This window comes from Ramlibacter humi (assembly GCF_004681975.1).
GTDB lineage: Bacteria > Pseudomonadota > Gammaproteobacteria > Burkholderiales > Burkholderiaceae_C > Ramlibacter > Ramlibacter humi.
The window spans coordinates 724,086-737,131 of the sequence record NZ_SMLK01000002.1 but is presented as its reverse complement, the minus strand read 5'-3'; the positions used below and the strand labels follow the sequence as shown (position 1 = coordinate 737,131).

Sequence of the window (13,046 nt, the reverse complement as noted above, 5' to 3'; positions counted from 1 at the left end):
ACCGCGACCGAAGACGCCTGGATGAACGCCGTGCTGGCGATGGCGCGCGTGGCCGACGCCGAAGCGGTGCAGACCGCCTTCGCCACCGCGCTGCGGCACTGGCCCGACAACCTGTCCGCGGCGGTGGGGCTGGCCAACCAGCTGCATGCGCGCGGCCAGCTGGCGCAGGCGCAGCAGGTGCTGGAAGAAGCACGCCGGCGCCACCCGCGCTCGGCCATCGTCACCAACAACCTCGCCCAGGTGCTGTCCGACCTGGGCCGCCCGCAGGAGGCGCTGAAGGTCATCGACGAGGTCGCGGCCGACACCAGCAACCCCTTCGCCGCCGAGATCCGCGCCACGCGCGAATCCATCGTGCAGCGGCTGCGCGAGCGCGGGACCACGGCCCGGTAGGCGCGCGGCGGGCCAGCCCTTCGGCCGCCCGCCTACAGCCGCTCGCGACCACCGCTTGCGGCCACGGCGGGGGCCGGCCACCAGACTTCCCTTCGTGCCCCCCGGGGCGCCGCGCCACGAGACAGGTATCGGACTTCCGCCGCCAGCGGCGAAACGGACGAACATTGTCCAGCGGCACCGGTGGGCCGCTTTCTTTATTGCCGGCTTGCGAACCCTGCTTCGGGGCCGCGTTTCGAGGCTTTCTCCCGGGCACCGGACGCCTGCCGACCACGCGGCGGGTGCGCACGCGCGTCCCCGCATTTGCAGCACGAGGCGCCGCGTGTTCCGCCTACAGAGCGGGCGGGGCCGCTTGCCTACTCTGGCTCCCACAGCCACTTTCCACCGGAGCCACCATGACCAGGCCCACGCTGCGCTTCCTCACGATGCTCGCCATGGCGCTGGCGGCCCTGGGCGCCCATGTCCGCGCCATGGCCGTGCCGCTGGACGAGCCCGAGGTGTCCAGGGTGCGCGAAGTCATCGTGGCGCAGCTGTCGGCGCTGGCCACCGACGACGCCGACAAGGCATTCGAAACCGCGACGCCGGAAGTGCGCGCGGCCATCGGCAGCTCCAACCGCTTCCTGGCGATGGTGCGCGCCGCCTACCCGATGGTGTACCGTCCCGCTTCCGTCAGCTTCCTCAAGCCGGAAGAAGAGGACGGCAGCGTGCTGCAGCTCGTCGAGATCAAGGATGGCGACGACAAGTCGTGGCTCGCGCTGTTCGCGCTGGAACGCCAGCCCGACCAGACCTGGCGCATCAGCGGCTGCGTGGTGGCCGAGAACCACTGGCAGTCGGTCTGACGGCGCACGCGCAGAAAAAAAGCCGGGCAGTGCCCGGCTTTTTCATTCCGCGCCCGCCTGCGCGTCGATCTGCGTGAAGAGCTCGCGCGCGCCCTGCGTTTCCGGCAGCACGTACACCACGCCCTTCGAGCGGCCGAACAGCGGCTCGATCACGTCGAGGAAGAACGCGACCGGCACCACCACGCAGCCCGCGGAAACGCGGCGCTCGTCCGGCGTGCCCGACGCGAGCCGCGCCTTGCGCGTGGCTTGCGAACGGCCCGGCCGCACACGATGGATGGCCAGCGCGGCCTCGTAGTCGAACCAGACGATGCTCTCGCCGTCGAGGTTGCGGCCCGGGTGCGTCTCGAAGCGGCCGGCGGGCGTCGTGCGCTCTTCTTCCGGCACCACGCCCTGCTGCGCATGCTCGCCCACGCCGGGCACGCTGTGGTCGCCGCGGGCCGAGCCCAGCAGCACCGGCGCCGACGCGGCCAGCCGCCCCTGGCCGTCGAACACGAACACACGCGCCGCCTTCTTGTCGACGATGAGGTAAGGCTTGCCTTCGGTGTCGCCGCTGTCGGCGATCCACCGCGCGACCATCTGCGCGTCGCCCGACGCGTCCTGCCGCTCCATCGCCGGGTCCAGCCGCCCGGCCGCGGCGGCCGAGCACACGACCGCCCAGGCGGCGCACAGCGCCGCCGTCCTGACCTTCCACCGCATCCGAGTCCCCCGGCCCCGCGCCGGGGCCCGTTCTTCTCGGGCCGCGCAAGAGCGGCCCAGCAGTGGGGGATGCTAAGCGCGGCAGTGCCGCGGACACTCCTTTAAGGGCGTCACGGATGGGTTCGAGGCGAACCTCGTGCGCTATTTCACGTTGCCGTCGCCATGGCTCACCGGCGCGAGCGCGGTGGCGAGGCGGGCATGCGCCAGCGGCGCGGTGGCAGCCTGGGCGTCGACGTCGTAGAGGCCGAACTGCTGCTGCGGGGTGCGCGTCTCCGGCAGGATGTAGACGACCGCGCCGTGCCGCTTGACGGTGGGCGCCAGCACCTGCTCGTAGAAGGCCGTCGGCAGGTTGATGCAGCCGAACGAGATGCGGTTGTCGTCGGGCGTGGGCGAAGCCAGGCGCTCCAGGCGGCGCTCGGCCTTCACCAGCGGCCGCACGCGGTGCATGGAGACGGCCAGGTCGTACGACACCCAGACGATGTCCTCGCCGTTGGCGTTCACCCCAGGCTCCGCGACGAAGCGGCCGGCCGGCGTGGTCTTCTCTTCCGGCTTCACCTGCGACAGCGGCTTCTCGCCGATGCCCGGCACGGGATCGTCGCCGACCGCCGCGCCCAGCAGCGCGGGCGCCTGCGAGATCAGGTCGCCGAGCGGGCCGAACACCCACACGCGCGCCTGCTTCTTGTCGATGACGACGAACGCGCGGCCGTCGGCGTCGCCGGAGTCCGCCACCCAGTTGGCGACGAGGCGCACGTCGGCGGAAGGATGCTCGTCGCCGAAGACGGCGGCGAAATGGGGCAGCCGCTGCCTGGCGGGTCGCGCCGGCTGCGGCGCGGCTTCCGCGCGCGGCGCCACGGCCGCCGGCTGCGGCCCGGGCGGCTTCGGCCGGTTGAGATAGCCGGCCCACGTCGCCAGCGAAACCGTCACCGCGATGAAGGCGGCACGCCAGATCCAGGCGGGGACGCGGCGCGCGCGCGCGCCGGCGGTTTCGTTGGCGGGGTGTTGCGGGTCTTGTGTCATGGCATTGGGCAAAAAGAAAGGGGCGGGCCCCGGATGGACCCGCCCCCTTGCAGGCAACGAGCGGGTGCTTAGTTGCGGTCGGCGCGGGCCGCGCGGTTGCTGGACGAGGTGTCCGAGCTGCTGGAGCCGGAGGTCGTCGTGTCGGTGCTGCTGCCCGAGGCGCCCATGGTGCCGCTGCTGCCCGAGGTCGAGGGGCTGCTGCTGGAGGTGTCCGAAGACGACGACGGGGTGGTCGTGGACGAGGAGCCGCTGGCGCCCATCGTGCTCGGCGAAGAGCTGGACGAACCCGAAGCCGACGACGGCGCCGTGGTGCTGCCCGACGAACCCGAAGCGCCCATCGACTGCGTGGACGAAGGCGTGCTGCCCGCCGCAGGCGTGGCGCCGTTGCCGCCGGAGGAGCCCGAGGCCGTGGAGCCGGCCGAGCCGGACGTGCCGCTGGATTGGGCGATGGCGTAGCCGCCGAAAGCCAGGGCGGCGGCCGTGGCGAGGGTGGTGAGGGTGGTCTTGGTTGCGCTCATGTTCGAACTCCTTCGATGAAGTGCCCACTAGGGGGATGGTGGGTGGAACGGCGCCGGCTTTGCGTTGGCACCGCAAGGCGCCGGCTGGACCAAAGATTAGGTCGGGCCACCCGAGCCGCGAAGTGAGCTGAGAACGGCACGGCTTGTAGGACCGCCGCTGTCACGATTTGCAGCGGCGTCGCACGTTCAACCCATCGGTGAAGCGGGCATTTGCGCGATCAGCGGCTCCCACGCTTCGAACTGCAGCGAAGGATCCGCGCTCTCGAAGCCGATGGCGTAGTCGTCGTCGGCCGGAACGCCGACGGTGTGCGTTTCCGCCGGCGTGGCGTCATGGGCGGAGATGGCGTGCTGCTGCAGGCGGGTCATGGCTGAATTCCCTTCCCGGCGGTGAGGACCGCCATGGGCGGAATCTTCAGCGGCAGAGCAACGGCCGCGCATGCGCGGCTGGCTCGACCGTTGGTAGGACGGGGACTACTTGCGCGGCGGTCGGCCGGCGGGCTCGGTCTTCGCCACGCCGCGCACGTTCAGGGCCGCCAGCGCCACCTGCAGCGCGATGAGCGCCCAGGCGCCGTCATGCCAGCCCCACAGGACCCACAGCACGTTGCTGGCCAGGAATACCCAGAAGCCGATGTTGCGGCGGCGCTGGTGGCTGGAAGCGATCAACCACGCCGCACACAGGCTGGCCGCCATCGCGGGCCATTGCACCAGGCCGATCCAGTCCGGAAGCTCCATGGGGACCGATGCTGGCGCACCGCGTGCACGGTCCGCGACGGCGCCGCTCGGCGCGCGGTGTAGGACTTGCGCGGAGCGTCAGGCGTGCGCGCGGCGCGCGAGCATGCGGCGCGCGGATTCCACGACGGCCACAAGGACGGCGCCCGCCACCAGGCCCACCACCCCATGCCCGAGCAACACCGCCACGGCACCCAGCGCGCCCGGCAACGCTTCGGCGGCGTTCTCCACCGCGTGTTCCAGCGCCGGCACGCCATGCGCGAGGATGCTGCCGCCCACCAGGAACATGGCGACCGTGCCCGCGACCGACAGCGCGCGCATCAACCACGGCGCGAGCCACAGGATGCCGCGCCCGATGGCCTGCGCGGCCGTGCCCGCGCGCCTCGTGAGCCACAGCCCCAGGTCGTCCAGCTTCACGATGCCGCCCACCAGCCCGTACACCCCGGCGGTCATCACCACGCCGATGGCCGCGAGCACCGCCACGCGCGTGGGCAGCGGCGCATCGGCCACCGAGCCGAGCGCGATGACGATGATCTCGGCCGAGAGGATGAAGTCGGTGCGCACCGCGCCGCGGATCTTGTCCTTCTCCAGCGCGCGCACGTCGACGTCCGGGTCGGCCAGCGCCTTCTCGAGTTCGCGCGCCCGCGCATCGTCGCGGCCGTCGTGCAGGAAGCGGTGCGCGAGCTTCTCCGCGCCTTCCAGGCAAAGGTAGGCGCCGCCCACCATCAGCAGCGGCAGCACCGCCCAGGGCGCGATGGCGCTGATCGCCAACGCGGCCGGCACGAGGATGAGCTTGTTGACCAGCGAGCCCTTGGCCACCGCCCACACGACCGGCAGCTCGCGATCGGCGGACACGCCCGACACCTGCTGCGCGTTCAGCGCGAGGTCGTCGCCGAGCACGCCCGCCGTCTTCTTGGCGGCGACCTTGGTGAGCAGCGAGACGTCGTCCAGGATGGTGGCGATGTCGTCCAGCAGCGCGAAGAAACTCGAGGCCATGTCGTTGTCGTGATGGGAAGGATCGTCTGCCTATGATGCGGCATGGACGAGCCGGCCGGGAGCCCTGTCATGTTCCGCGTTCGGCTGCTGGCCGAGGACGCAACGTTCGATGCGCCGGCAGACCGGCCCCTGCTGCTGTCCGCGCAGGAAGCGGGCTGGCCGCTCGCCAGCTCGTGCCGCAACGGCACCTGCCGCACCTGCATCCGCAGGCTGCGGTCCGGCGCGGTGGTCTACCGCATCGAGTGGCCCGGCCTGCTGGCCGGGGAGAAGTCGGAAGGCTGGATCCTGCCGTGCGTGGCGCACCCGGCTTCGGACCTGGTGCTGGAGTGATGCGTCAGGTGTTGCCGGTGACGTAAGGCGCGCGCGGCTTGTGGTCCTCGCGCGCCGGATGCTCGGCCGCGTGGTCGTCGGGGTGGTGGATGGTGGCGTTCGTGCCTTCGGGCACTTCGTCCTGGTCGGGCGGCGGCAGTTCGTGCGGCGGCATGACGTCGGGCGCGGAAGCGGGCTTGTTCATGGCAGGGCTCCTGGGGCCACTCTAGGAGCGCCGCGCGTGGCCAGGCTGTAGGACGCGGACGCGTCGGCCACGGCCGTGCACCGCGCTGCGGCATGATCACGCCCCTGTGACCAAGCTCTTCCATCTGCTCATCGCGCTGCTGGCCGCGGGGGCCGCGCAAGCCGCGCCGTTCGAGGACACCATGGCCCAGCGGACGCTGGCCTGCACCGCCTGCCACGGCGCCCAGGGCCGCGCGGGCCCCGATGGCTACTACCCTCGCATCGCGGGCAAGCCCGCCGGCTACCTGTACAACCAGCTTCTCAACTTCCGCGACGGACGCCGCCACTACGCGCCGATGACGCGCCTGCTGGACCCGCTGTCCGAGGACTACCTGCTGGAGATCGCGAAGCACTTCTCCTCGCTGGACCTGCCGTACGCGCAGCCGCCCGCGCCGCGCGCCACGCCCGAGCAGCTGGAGCGCGGCCGCCGGCTCGCGCTGGAAGGCGACCCGGCCGTGAAGCTGCCGGCCTGCGCGGGCTGCCACGGCGCCGCGCTGACCGGCGTGCTGCCCAACACGCCCGGCCTGCTCGGCCTGCCGCGCGACTACCTGAATGCGCAGCTGGGTGCGTGGCGCACCGGCCAGCGCCGCGCGCACGCGCCCGATTGCATGTCGCAGGTGGCGCGCACGCTGTCGCCCGAGGACCTGAACGCGGTGGCCACGTGGATCGCCGGCCAGCCGCTGCCGGCGCAGACGCATCCCGCCGACAAGCTGCCGTCACCGCCGCCCATCGCCTGCGGCAGCGCCTCGCTGCCGGCGGGGAGGCAGCAGCCATGAAGCGTGTCCTGCTCGCCATCGCGATCGCGGTGATCGCCGTGCTGGCCTGGGGCTGGCACGCCAACTACTCGACCGAGATGCCGCCTTCGTCCGCACCGGGTTCCGCCGAGCGCGGCGCGTACCTCGCGCGTGCCGGCAACTGCATGACCTGCCACACCGACCGCGGCGGCGCGGCGTGGGCCGGCGGGCGCGCGATCGACACGCCGTTCGGCACCGTCTTCTCGAGCAACCTCACGCCCGATCCGAAGAACGGCATCGGCTCCTGGAGCAGCGACGACTTCTGGCGCGCGCTGCACCATGGGCGCACCCCCGACGGGCGGCTGCTCTATCCCGCGTTCCCGTATCCCAACTACACGGAAGTGACGCGGGCCGATTCGGACGCGCTGTTCGCCTTCCTGCGCACCGTGCCCGCCGTGGCGAAAGAGAACACGCCGCACAACCTGCGCTGGCCGTACAACACGCAGGCCGCGCTGGCCGCGTGGCGCGCGCTGTATTTCCGCCCCGGCGTGTACGAAGAGGACACGAAGCGGTCCGCGCAATGGAACCGCGGCGCGTACCTGGTGCGCGGCCTGGGCCACTGCGCCGCCTGCCACACGGCGCGCAACGCGCTGGGCGCCAGCAGCGACATGATGGACCTGTCGGGCGGCCTCATCCCGATGCAGAACTGGTACGCGCCCTCGCTCGCGTCGGCCAGGGAAGCGGGCGTGGCCGACTGGCCGACCGAAGACGCGGCACGGCTGCTGCGGCACGGCGCGGCGCGCGGCGCCACGGTGCTGGGACCGATGGCGGAGGTAGTCCAGTACAGCACGCAATACCTGTCGGAGCAGGACGCGGAAGCGATGGCCGTGTTCCTGAAATCGCTGCCGCCGGTGGAAGCGGCGCCCGCATCCGGCACGCGGCAGGTCGACTCCGCGGTGGCGCTGCGCGGCGCGCGCATTTACGGCGAGCACTGCACGCAGTGCCACGGCGAGAAGGGCGAAGGCGTCGCCGCTGCGTATCCGCCGCTGGCGGGCAACCGCGCGGTGACCATGCCCGTCACCGCCAACCTGGTGCAGGTGGTGCTGGGCGGCGGCTACCCGCCGGCCACCGCGGGCAACCCGCGGCCTTTCGGCATGCCGCCGTACGTGATGAAGCTGAACGACGTCGACGTGGCCGCGGTGCTGACGCACATCCGCACGTCATGGGGCAACCAGGCGCCGCCGGTGACGGAGCTGGACGTCGCCCAGCAACGCGGCGGCGCGGAACGCTAGGCCTCAGTGCGCGAACGGGTTGGCGAAGACGAACATCATCGCCACCCCGACGCCGATCAGGAAGTTGGCGTCGATCAGGCCCGCCAGCAGGAACATCTTGACCTGCAGCGGTTCCATCATCTCCGGCTGGCGCACCGCGCCGTCGATGAAGCGGCCGCCCATGGTGCCGATGCCCAGGCAGGCGCCGATGGCGCCCAGGCCGATGATCAGGCCGCAAGCCAGTGCGATCAGTCCGGTGTCTGTCATGTGAACCTCCTTCGTTGTGGACAGCTCCATGGTCGCGGACTCAGGGAATGCGGGCAATGACCTGCGACGTCATGCGCTGCAGGTCCGCATCGCCGACCAAGTCGGGCGCGATCTCCTCCAGCGGGCGCAGCACGAAGGCCCGCTCCTTCAGGCGCGGGTGCGGCACGGTGAGTGCGGGGCTGTCGATGTGCGCGCTGCCGTACAGCAGCAGGTCCAGGTCCAGCGTGCGCGGCGCGTTGCGATACGGCCGCTCGCGGCCGGCCGCGGTTTCGATGCGCTGCAGTTCGCGCAGGAGGTCGGGCGCGATCAGCCCCGTCTCGATGCGTGCGACGGCGTTGATGAAGTCCGGGCCCGATGCATCGACGGGTGCGCTGCGGTACAGCGACGACTGCGCCGTAACGCGTGTTTGCGGCAGCCGGCCCAGTGAATCGATCGCCCGGCTCACCGCCGCGGCCGCGTCGCCGAGGTTGGCCCCGAGGCCGACATAGGCGGTGACCACGGCCTCAGGGCCGGCGCTTGGCGAGCGCGGTGGCGTAAGCCTCGGCCGTGAAGCCCTGCAGGCGCACCTGCGGGCCGACCAGCAGCGGCACGCCGCCACCGCCGCCCGCCTGCCGGAAGCCGGCCAGGCCCGCGGACTTGTCGATGTCCAGCTCCTCGTACGCCATGCCGTTCGCGTTCAGCCAGGCCTTGGCCTGCTTGCAGTAGCCGCACCAGGTGGCGCTGAAGAGGCGCAGGCCCGTGGGCTGCGGCGCCTGCGCCTCGCGGCTGACGTCCTGGCGGAACTGCAGCAGGTACGCGGGCAGCGGCGTGGCGGGGAGCTTCTCGAATTCGAGCTTGCGATCCAGCTTGCCTTGCGAGGGCGGCGTCTGGCTGTAGGTCACGCGCCCGTCGGGCCCGACGGACCGGTAGACCGTGTCCGATCCTTGGGCCCACGCGCCGCAGGCGAAGGCGATCGCAATGAGGGCGGGAACGGTCTTCATGGTCACTCCAGGGGTGCGGGCGGCGCGGAGCCTTCGCCGCCACCGCCGCCCGAAGGCTTGCGGCGCCGGCGGCGGCGCTTCTTGGGCGCGGCGGTGGCATCGCCTTCGGCCTGCGGCTCGTCGCCTTCGCGCTCGCCTTCATCTTCGGCGTTGGCCGGACCCGCGGCGGGCCGCTCCACCGGCGAAGCCTTCTCCTGCGGCTTGACCACCCGCACGCGGCGCGCGCCCTTGTTCTGCTCCTCGCGCACCTGCGCCACCAGGTCTTCGCGCACGGCGTCGCTGGCCTGGCTGAATTCCTGCCACCAGTCGGCCAGCACCACGTCCAGTTCACCGGTGTCGGCGCGCAGGCGCATGAAGTCGAAGCCGGCGCGGAACCGCGGCTGCTCCACCAGGCTGAACGGCGTGTTGCCGGTGCGCTTCTCGAAGCGCGGCTGCATCATCCAGATCTCGCGCATGTCGGCTCCCAGCTTGCCGCGGCCCGACACGTCGCCGATGCGCGAATCGAACACATGGTCGATCGCGTCCTGCAGCGCCGGGAACGGGTGCGCCTTCTTCGCCAGGCGCTGCGCCCAGCCGTCGCGCACGTCGGACCACAGCACGCAGGCCAGCAGGAAGCTGGGCGCCACCGGCTTGCCTTCCGCCACGCGGCGGTCGGTGTCCTGCAGCGCCGCGCGCACAAAAGGCAGGCCGGCGCGCTCCACCACCAGGTCCAGCAGCGGATAGATGCCCGTGGCCAGGCCCAGCGCGCGCAGTTGCTCGATGGTGGCCACCGCGTGCCCCGTCTGCAGCAGCTTGAGCATCTCGTCGAACAGGCGGCTTTGCGGCACGTCGGACAGCAGCTTCAGCGAAGGCTTGAGCGCCGCGGCGGTCTTGGCTTCGAGCTTGAAGCCCAGCCCGTTGAGCTTCGCCAGGAAGCGCACCGCGCGGATGATGCGCACCGGGTCTTCGCGGTAGCGCGTGGCCGGATCGCCGATCATGCGCAGCGTCAGCTTGCGGGCGTCCTTCATGCCGCCGTGGTAGTCGACCAGGGTGCGCGTCTCCGGGTCGTAGTACATGGCGTTGATGGTGAAGTCGCGGCGCGTGGCATCTTCGTCCTGCGGTCCCCACACGTTGTCGCGCAGCACGCGGCCGCTGGCGTCCACGGCGTGCTTCATGCCCGAGAGCTCGTTCTTGCTGGTCTTCTCGTTGCCCGCCACGGCTTCCGCCGCCGCGTTGTCCATGTAGGCGCGGAACGTGGAAACCTCGATCACCTCGTGCTCGCGCCCGCGGCCGTACACCACGTGCACGATGCGGAAGCGCCGGCCGATGATGAAGGCGCGGCGGAACAGGCCCTTGACCTGTTCGGGCGTGGCGTTGGTGGCGACGTCGAAGTCCTTGGGACGCAGGCCCAGCAGCAGGTCGCGCACCGCGCCGCCCACGATGTAGGCCTCGAAGCCCGCTTCCTTCAGCGTGTGCACCACGTTCAGCGCGCGCTCGTCGACGAGCGAGGGGTCGATCTGGTGTTCCTGCGGGCCGATCTCCTGGCGCTTGCCGAAGCGGGACTTGCCCGTGCCGCCGCCGCCCAGCAGGCGGTCGATGAATTTCTTGATCATGGATGGGGTTCGAACAGGTCCAGTATGCGCCAGCCGCGCGCCGCGGCGACGCCCCGCAGCTTCGCGTCGGGGTTGGCCGCCACCGGGTGGTCGCTGCGTTCCAGCAGCGCGATGTCGTTCATCGAGTCGGAATAGAAGGTGGTCTCCACGTCGTCCCAGCCCAGGCCGCGCGCGGTCAGCCATTGGGCCACTCGTTCGACCTTGCCTTCGCGCGTGGAGGGAATGCCGTCGATCTCGCCGGTGAGCCAGCCGTCGGCGCCCAGCGCCAGCTTCACCGCGATGAGCTCTTCGACGCCGAAGGCGCGCGCGATGGGTTCGGTGACGAATTCGTTGGTGGCTGTGACGATGGCGACCTGGTCGCCGGCGTCGCGGTGGGAAGCCACGAGTTGCAGCGCCTGCGGCCGGATGGCCGGCGCGATGACTTCGCGCATGAAGCGCTCGCGCGCCTTCAACGAAGCATCGCGTCCCTTGACGCGGACGGCGTCGGTGGCGAAGCGCACGTAGGCATGCACGTCCAGCGTGCCGGCCCTGTACTGCTCGAAGAACTCTTCGTTGCGGCGCTTGAACTCCACCGGGTCGGCCCAGCCGATGGCCTGGGTGAACACGCCCCAGCTGTAGTCCGAATCGATCGGCAGCAGCGTGTGGTCGAGGTCGAACAGGGCCAGCTTGCGTCGCGCGCTCACTCGTTCTCCAGCATGGACTTGATCAGCGGGATGGTGATGGCGCGCTTGGTCTGCAGCGCGTAGGCGTCCAGTTGCTCCAGCAGCAGCATCAGGCTGCCCAGGTCGCGCGAGAAGCGCGTGAGCATGAAGTCCATCACGTCGTCGGACAGGAACACGCCGCGGGCGTCGGCGGACTGGCGCAGCACCGCGCGGCGCTCGCTCTCGGACAGCGGCTGCAGGTGGAACACGTGGCCCCAACCCAGGCGCGTGCGCAGATCCTCGCGCAGCTTCAGGTCGGCGGGCGGCAACGCACCGGCGGCCAGCACGCCGCGCTGCAGCGATTGCGAAGAAACGAACCAGGCGAAGGCCGCGTGCTGCTGCACGGCGGTGTACAGGTGCACGTCGTCCATCAGCACGATGGCCCAGCGCTCGTCGAACTCGGGCGGCTCGGTGACGGAAGCATCCAGCCAGCCCACGGTGGCACCCTGCCCGCGCAGCACTTCCTGCACCGCTTTCAGCAGGTGCGTCTTGCCGCTGGCGGCGGGGCCCCACAGGTAGGTGGGCACCGGCGAGCGCGTGGGGCTGCCGGACCACAGCTTCAGGTGCGCGAGCGCCGGCTCGTTGGCGCCGGCACAGAACGCTTCGAGCGTCGGCGCGCGCGCCATGGCGATGGGAAGGGTGAGCTGCTTCATCCCTGGTACAGCCGGCTGGACAGGTAGCCGCTGCGCACGCGGCGGATGGCGACCAGCAGCACCGCGCTGGCGGGCAGCGCCACCAGCACGCCGACGAAGCCGAACAGCTGGGCGAAAGCGAGCAGCGCGAAGATCACCGCCAGCGGGTGCAGGCCGATGCGTTCGCCGACGAAGCGCGGGGTGACGTAGAAGCCTTCGATCACCTGGCCGGCGCCGTACACCACGGCCACCATCACCAGCGCCTTGGCCGACGCGAACTGCAGCAGGCCCGCGAGCGTGGCCAGCGCCAGGCCGATGCCGAACCCGAGGTAAGGCACGAACATCGCCAGCCCGGTGAACAGGCCGATGGGCAGCGCGAGGTCCAGCCCGAACAAGGCCAGCCCGCACGAATAGAACGTGGCCATGATCAGCATCACCAGCAGCTGGCCGCGCAAGTACTGGCCCAGCACCTGGTCGGCTTCGTGCGTGAACGAGTCCACCGCCGGACGCATGCGCGGGGGCACCAGTTCCAGCACGCGGTGCACGAAGCGGTCCCAGTCCAGCAGCAGGTAGAACAGCGCCACCGGGATCAGCACCGCGTTGAACACCAGCGTGAACACCACGCTGCCGCCGACCTTCAGCGACGACAGCACCTGGCTCATCGCTTCCTCGTAGTTGGTGTTCAGGTAACGCAGCAGCTGGGCCTTCAGGCTTTCGATGTCCAGCGCCACGTGGATGCCGAACTGCGCCAGCCAGGGGCGCACGGTGGCGTCCAGCCAGTCGAACAGGCTGGGCACCTGGGTGCGCATCAGCGGCATCTCCTTGGCCAGGATGGGCACCACCAGCAGGAACAGGCCCACCAGGGCCACGATGAACAGCAGCTCGACCACCACCACGGCCAGCACGCGCGGCACGCGGCCCCTGCCGGCTTCGTCCAGCCGGTCGACCAGCGGCGTGAGCGCATAGGCGAGGACGGCCCCCACCACGAAGGGCGTGACCACGGGCCCCAGGGCGCGCAAGGCCAGCAACACCAGCAGCGCGATGGCCGTCCAGACGGCGGCGCGTTTCTGCGTGGGCGTGAATTGCATCGGGTGGAGGGGCGCTGCGGAAGCGTAGTGCGGCGCGGGTGCCGCCG

General features: G+C 71.1%; 19 protein-coding genes. 6 read left to right on the top strand and 13 right to left on the bottom strand.

What is annotated here, in order from left to right; genetic code table 11:
* Both EZ216_RS10950 and EZ216_RS10945 read left to right on the top strand, forming a co-directional pair.
* A partial coding sequence (locus EZ216_RS10950) for a tetratricopeptide repeat protein (RefSeq protein ID WP_205959657.1) occupies window positions 1-390 on the top strand: 390 nt, incomplete at its 5' end.
* A 392-nt stretch (window positions 391-782) separates the two neighbouring features.
* Window positions 783-1,226 carry a DUF4864 domain-containing protein gene (locus EZ216_RS10945; protein ID WP_135249764.1) on the top strand — a complete coding sequence of 148 codons (444 nt, stop codon included), beginning with the start codon at window positions 783-785 and terminating at the stop codon, window positions 1,224-1,226.
* A 42-nt stretch (window positions 1,227-1,268) separates the two neighbouring features.
* Here the strand turns inward: EZ216_RS10945 and EZ216_RS10940 are convergent, their stop codons facing one another.
* Both EZ216_RS10940 and EZ216_RS10935 read right to left on the bottom strand, forming a co-directional pair.
* Complete coding sequence (locus tag EZ216_RS10940) at window positions 1,269-1,922, bottom strand: L,D-transpeptidase (protein WP_135249763.1); 654 nt, start codon at window positions 1,920-1,922, stop codon at window positions 1,269-1,271.
* 141 nt (window positions 1,923-2,063) lie between these two features.
* Window positions 2,064-2,939 (bottom strand): hypothetical protein, encoded by an 876-nt coding sequence (locus EZ216_RS10935; RefSeq protein ID WP_205959656.1) that lies wholly within the window; start codon window positions 2,937-2,939, stop codon window positions 2,064-2,066.
* 72 nt (window positions 2,940-3,011) lie between these two features.
* Here EZ216_RS10935 and EZ216_RS10930 point away from each other — a divergent pair, with 72 nt between their 5' ends.
* Window positions 3,012-3,395, top strand: coding sequence for a hypothetical protein (locus tag EZ216_RS10930; RefSeq protein ID WP_135249762.1), 384 nt, complete (start codon window positions 3,012-3,014; stop codon window positions 3,393-3,395).
* A gap of 248 nt (window positions 3,396-3,643) precedes the next feature.
* Here the strand turns inward: EZ216_RS10930 and EZ216_RS10925 are convergent, their stop codons facing one another.
* The 3 genes from EZ216_RS10925 to EZ216_RS10915 all read right to left on the bottom strand — a co-directional run bounded on the left by EZ216_RS10925 (window position 3,644) and on the right by EZ216_RS10915 (window position 5,182).
* Complete coding sequence (locus tag EZ216_RS10925; RefSeq protein ID WP_135249761.1) at window positions 3,644-3,823, bottom strand: hypothetical protein; 180 nt, start codon at window positions 3,821-3,823, stop codon at window positions 3,644-3,646.
* A 105-nt stretch (window positions 3,824-3,928) separates the two neighbouring features.
* Window positions 3,929-4,189, bottom strand: coding sequence for a hypothetical protein (locus EZ216_RS10920; protein WP_135249760.1), 261 nt, complete (start codon window positions 4,187-4,189; stop codon window positions 3,929-3,931).
* 78 nt (window positions 4,190-4,267) lie between these two features.
* Entirely contained in the window at window positions 4,268-5,182 is a 915-nt protein-coding gene (locus EZ216_RS10915; RefSeq protein WP_135249759.1) for a DUF808 domain-containing protein, read from the bottom strand.
* A 69-nt stretch (window positions 5,183-5,251) separates the two neighbouring features.
* Here EZ216_RS10915 and EZ216_RS10910 point away from each other — a divergent pair, with 69 nt between their 5' ends.
* A complete protein-coding gene (locus EZ216_RS10910; protein WP_239024337.1) occupies window positions 5,252-5,512 on the top strand; it encodes a 2Fe-2S iron-sulfur cluster-binding protein in 261 nt (86 codons plus the stop codon).
* A gap of 4 nt (window positions 5,513-5,516) precedes the next feature.
* Here EZ216_RS10910 and EZ216_RS10905 read toward each other — a convergent pair whose 3' ends face one another.
* Complete coding sequence (locus EZ216_RS10905; RefSeq protein WP_135249757.1) at window positions 5,517-5,696, bottom strand: hypothetical protein; 180 nt, start codon at window positions 5,694-5,696, stop codon at window positions 5,517-5,519.
* 106 nt (window positions 5,697-5,802) lie between these two features.
* Between EZ216_RS10905 and EZ216_RS10900 the strand changes: the two genes are divergently transcribed.
* Together EZ216_RS10900 and EZ216_RS10895 are read left to right on the top strand one after the other, a co-directional pair.
* A complete protein-coding gene (locus tag EZ216_RS10900; RefSeq protein WP_239024336.1) occupies window positions 5,803-6,510 on the top strand; it encodes a c-type cytochrome in 708 nt (235 codons plus the stop codon).
* On the top strand, window positions 6,507-7,760 hold the full coding sequence (locus EZ216_RS10895) for a c-type cytochrome (RefSeq protein ID WP_135249756.1): 1,254 nt from the start codon (window positions 6,507-6,509) through the stop codon (window positions 7,758-7,760). Before EZ216_RS10900 ends, EZ216_RS10895 begins: the two co-directional genes overlap by 4 nt.
* Before the next feature lie 3 nt (window positions 7,761-7,763).
* Here the strand turns inward: EZ216_RS10895 and atpE are convergent, their stop codons facing one another.
* Genes atpE through EZ216_RS10860 form a run of 7 tightly spaced genes read right to left on the bottom strand, consistent with a single transcriptional unit; the run spans window position 7,764 to window position 12,999 of the window.
* A complete protein-coding gene (atpE, locus tag EZ216_RS10890) occupies window positions 7,764-8,006 on the bottom strand; it encodes a F0F1 ATP synthase subunit C (protein WP_135249755.1) in 243 nt (80 codons plus the stop codon).
* Window positions 8,007-8,046: 40 nt separating this feature from the next.
* Window positions 8,047-8,505: a 2-amino-4-hydroxy-6-hydroxymethyldihydropteridine diphosphokinase gene (folK, locus tag EZ216_RS10885; RefSeq protein ID WP_135249754.1), complete on the bottom strand. Its 459-nt coding sequence runs from the start codon at window positions 8,503-8,505 to the stop codon at window positions 8,047-8,049.
* A gap of 4 nt (window positions 8,506-8,509) precedes the next feature.
* Window positions 8,510-8,986: a glutaredoxin domain-containing protein gene (locus EZ216_RS10880; protein WP_135249753.1), complete on the bottom strand. Its 477-nt coding sequence runs from the start codon at window positions 8,984-8,986 to the stop codon at window positions 8,510-8,512.
* Between the two features lie 2 nt (window positions 8,987-8,988).
* The gene (pcnB, locus tag EZ216_RS10875) at window positions 8,989-10,578 is read right to left on the bottom strand and encodes a polynucleotide adenylyltransferase PcnB (protein WP_135249752.1); all 1,590 of its coding nucleotides are present in this window, start codon (window positions 10,576-10,578) and stop codon (window positions 8,989-8,991) included.
* A complete protein-coding gene (locus EZ216_RS10870) occupies window positions 10,575-11,261 on the bottom strand; it encodes an HAD family hydrolase (protein ID WP_135249751.1) in 687 nt (228 codons plus the stop codon). Before EZ216_RS10870 ends, pcnB begins: the two co-directional genes overlap by 4 nt.
* The gene (gene hda / locus EZ216_RS10865) at window positions 11,258-11,932 is read right to left on the bottom strand and encodes a DnaA regulatory inactivator Hda (protein WP_135249750.1); all 675 of its coding nucleotides are present in this window, start codon (window positions 11,930-11,932) and stop codon (window positions 11,258-11,260) included. The genes EZ216_RS10870 and hda overlap by 4 nt, the downstream gene beginning before the upstream one ends.
* Window positions 11,929-12,999, bottom strand: a complete 1,071-nt coding sequence (locus EZ216_RS10860) for an AI-2E family transporter (RefSeq protein WP_135249749.1) — start codon at window positions 12,997-12,999, stop codon at window positions 11,929-11,931. The genes hda and EZ216_RS10860 overlap by 4 nt, the downstream gene beginning before the upstream one ends.
* Window positions 13,000-13,046: the final 47 nt, after the last annotated feature.

Coding starts and splice junctions, on each gene's coding strand:
- EZ216_RS10895 (WP_135249756.1), top strand. CDS start 6,507: ATGAAGCGTGTCCTGCTCGCCATCGCGATCGCGGTGATCGCCGTGCTG.
- EZ216_RS10910 (WP_239024337.1), top strand. CDS start 5,252: ATGTTCCGCGTTCGGCTGCTGGCCGAGGACGCAACGTTCGATGCGCCG.
- EZ216_RS10880 (WP_135249753.1), bottom strand. CDS start 8,986: ATGAAGACCGTTCCCGCCCTCATTGCGATCGCCTTCGCCTGCGGCGCG.
- EZ216_RS10915 (WP_135249759.1), bottom strand. CDS start 5,182: ATGGCCTCGAGTTTCTTCGCGCTGCTGGACGACATCGCCACCATCCTG.
- EZ216_RS10945 (WP_135249764.1), top strand. CDS start 783: ATGACCAGGCCCACGCTGCGCTTCCTCACGATGCTCGCCATGGCGCTG.
- EZ216_RS10905 (WP_135249757.1), bottom strand. CDS start 5,696: ATGAACAAGCCCGCTTCCGCGCCCGACGTCATGCCGCCGCACGAACTG.
- EZ216_RS10940 (WP_135249763.1), bottom strand. CDS start 1,922: ATGCGGTGGAAGGTCAGGACGGCGGCGCTGTGCGCCGCCTGGGCGGTC.
- EZ216_RS10935 (WP_205959656.1), bottom strand. CDS start 2,939: ATGACACAAGACCCGCAACACCCCGCCAACGAAACCGCCGGCGCGCGC.
- pcnB (WP_135249752.1), bottom strand. CDS start 10,578: ATGATCAAGAAATTCATCGACCGCCTGCTGGGCGGCGGCGGCACGGGC.
- EZ216_RS10925 (WP_135249761.1), bottom strand. CDS start 3,823: ATGACCCGCCTGCAGCAGCACGCCATCTCCGCCCATGACGCCACGCCG.
- EZ216_RS10860 (WP_135249749.1), bottom strand. CDS start 12,999: ATGCAATTCACGCCCACGCAGAAACGCGCCGCCGTCTGGACGGCCATC.
- EZ216_RS10920 (WP_135249760.1), bottom strand. CDS start 4,189: ATGGAGCTTCCGGACTGGATCGGCCTGGTGCAATGGCCCGCGATGGCG.
- atpE (WP_135249755.1), bottom strand. CDS start 8,006: ATGACAGACACCGGACTGATCGCACTGGCTTGCGGCCTGATCATCGGC.
- hda (WP_135249750.1), bottom strand. CDS start 11,932: ATGAAGCAGCTCACCCTTCCCATCGCCATGGCGCGCGCGCCGACGCTC.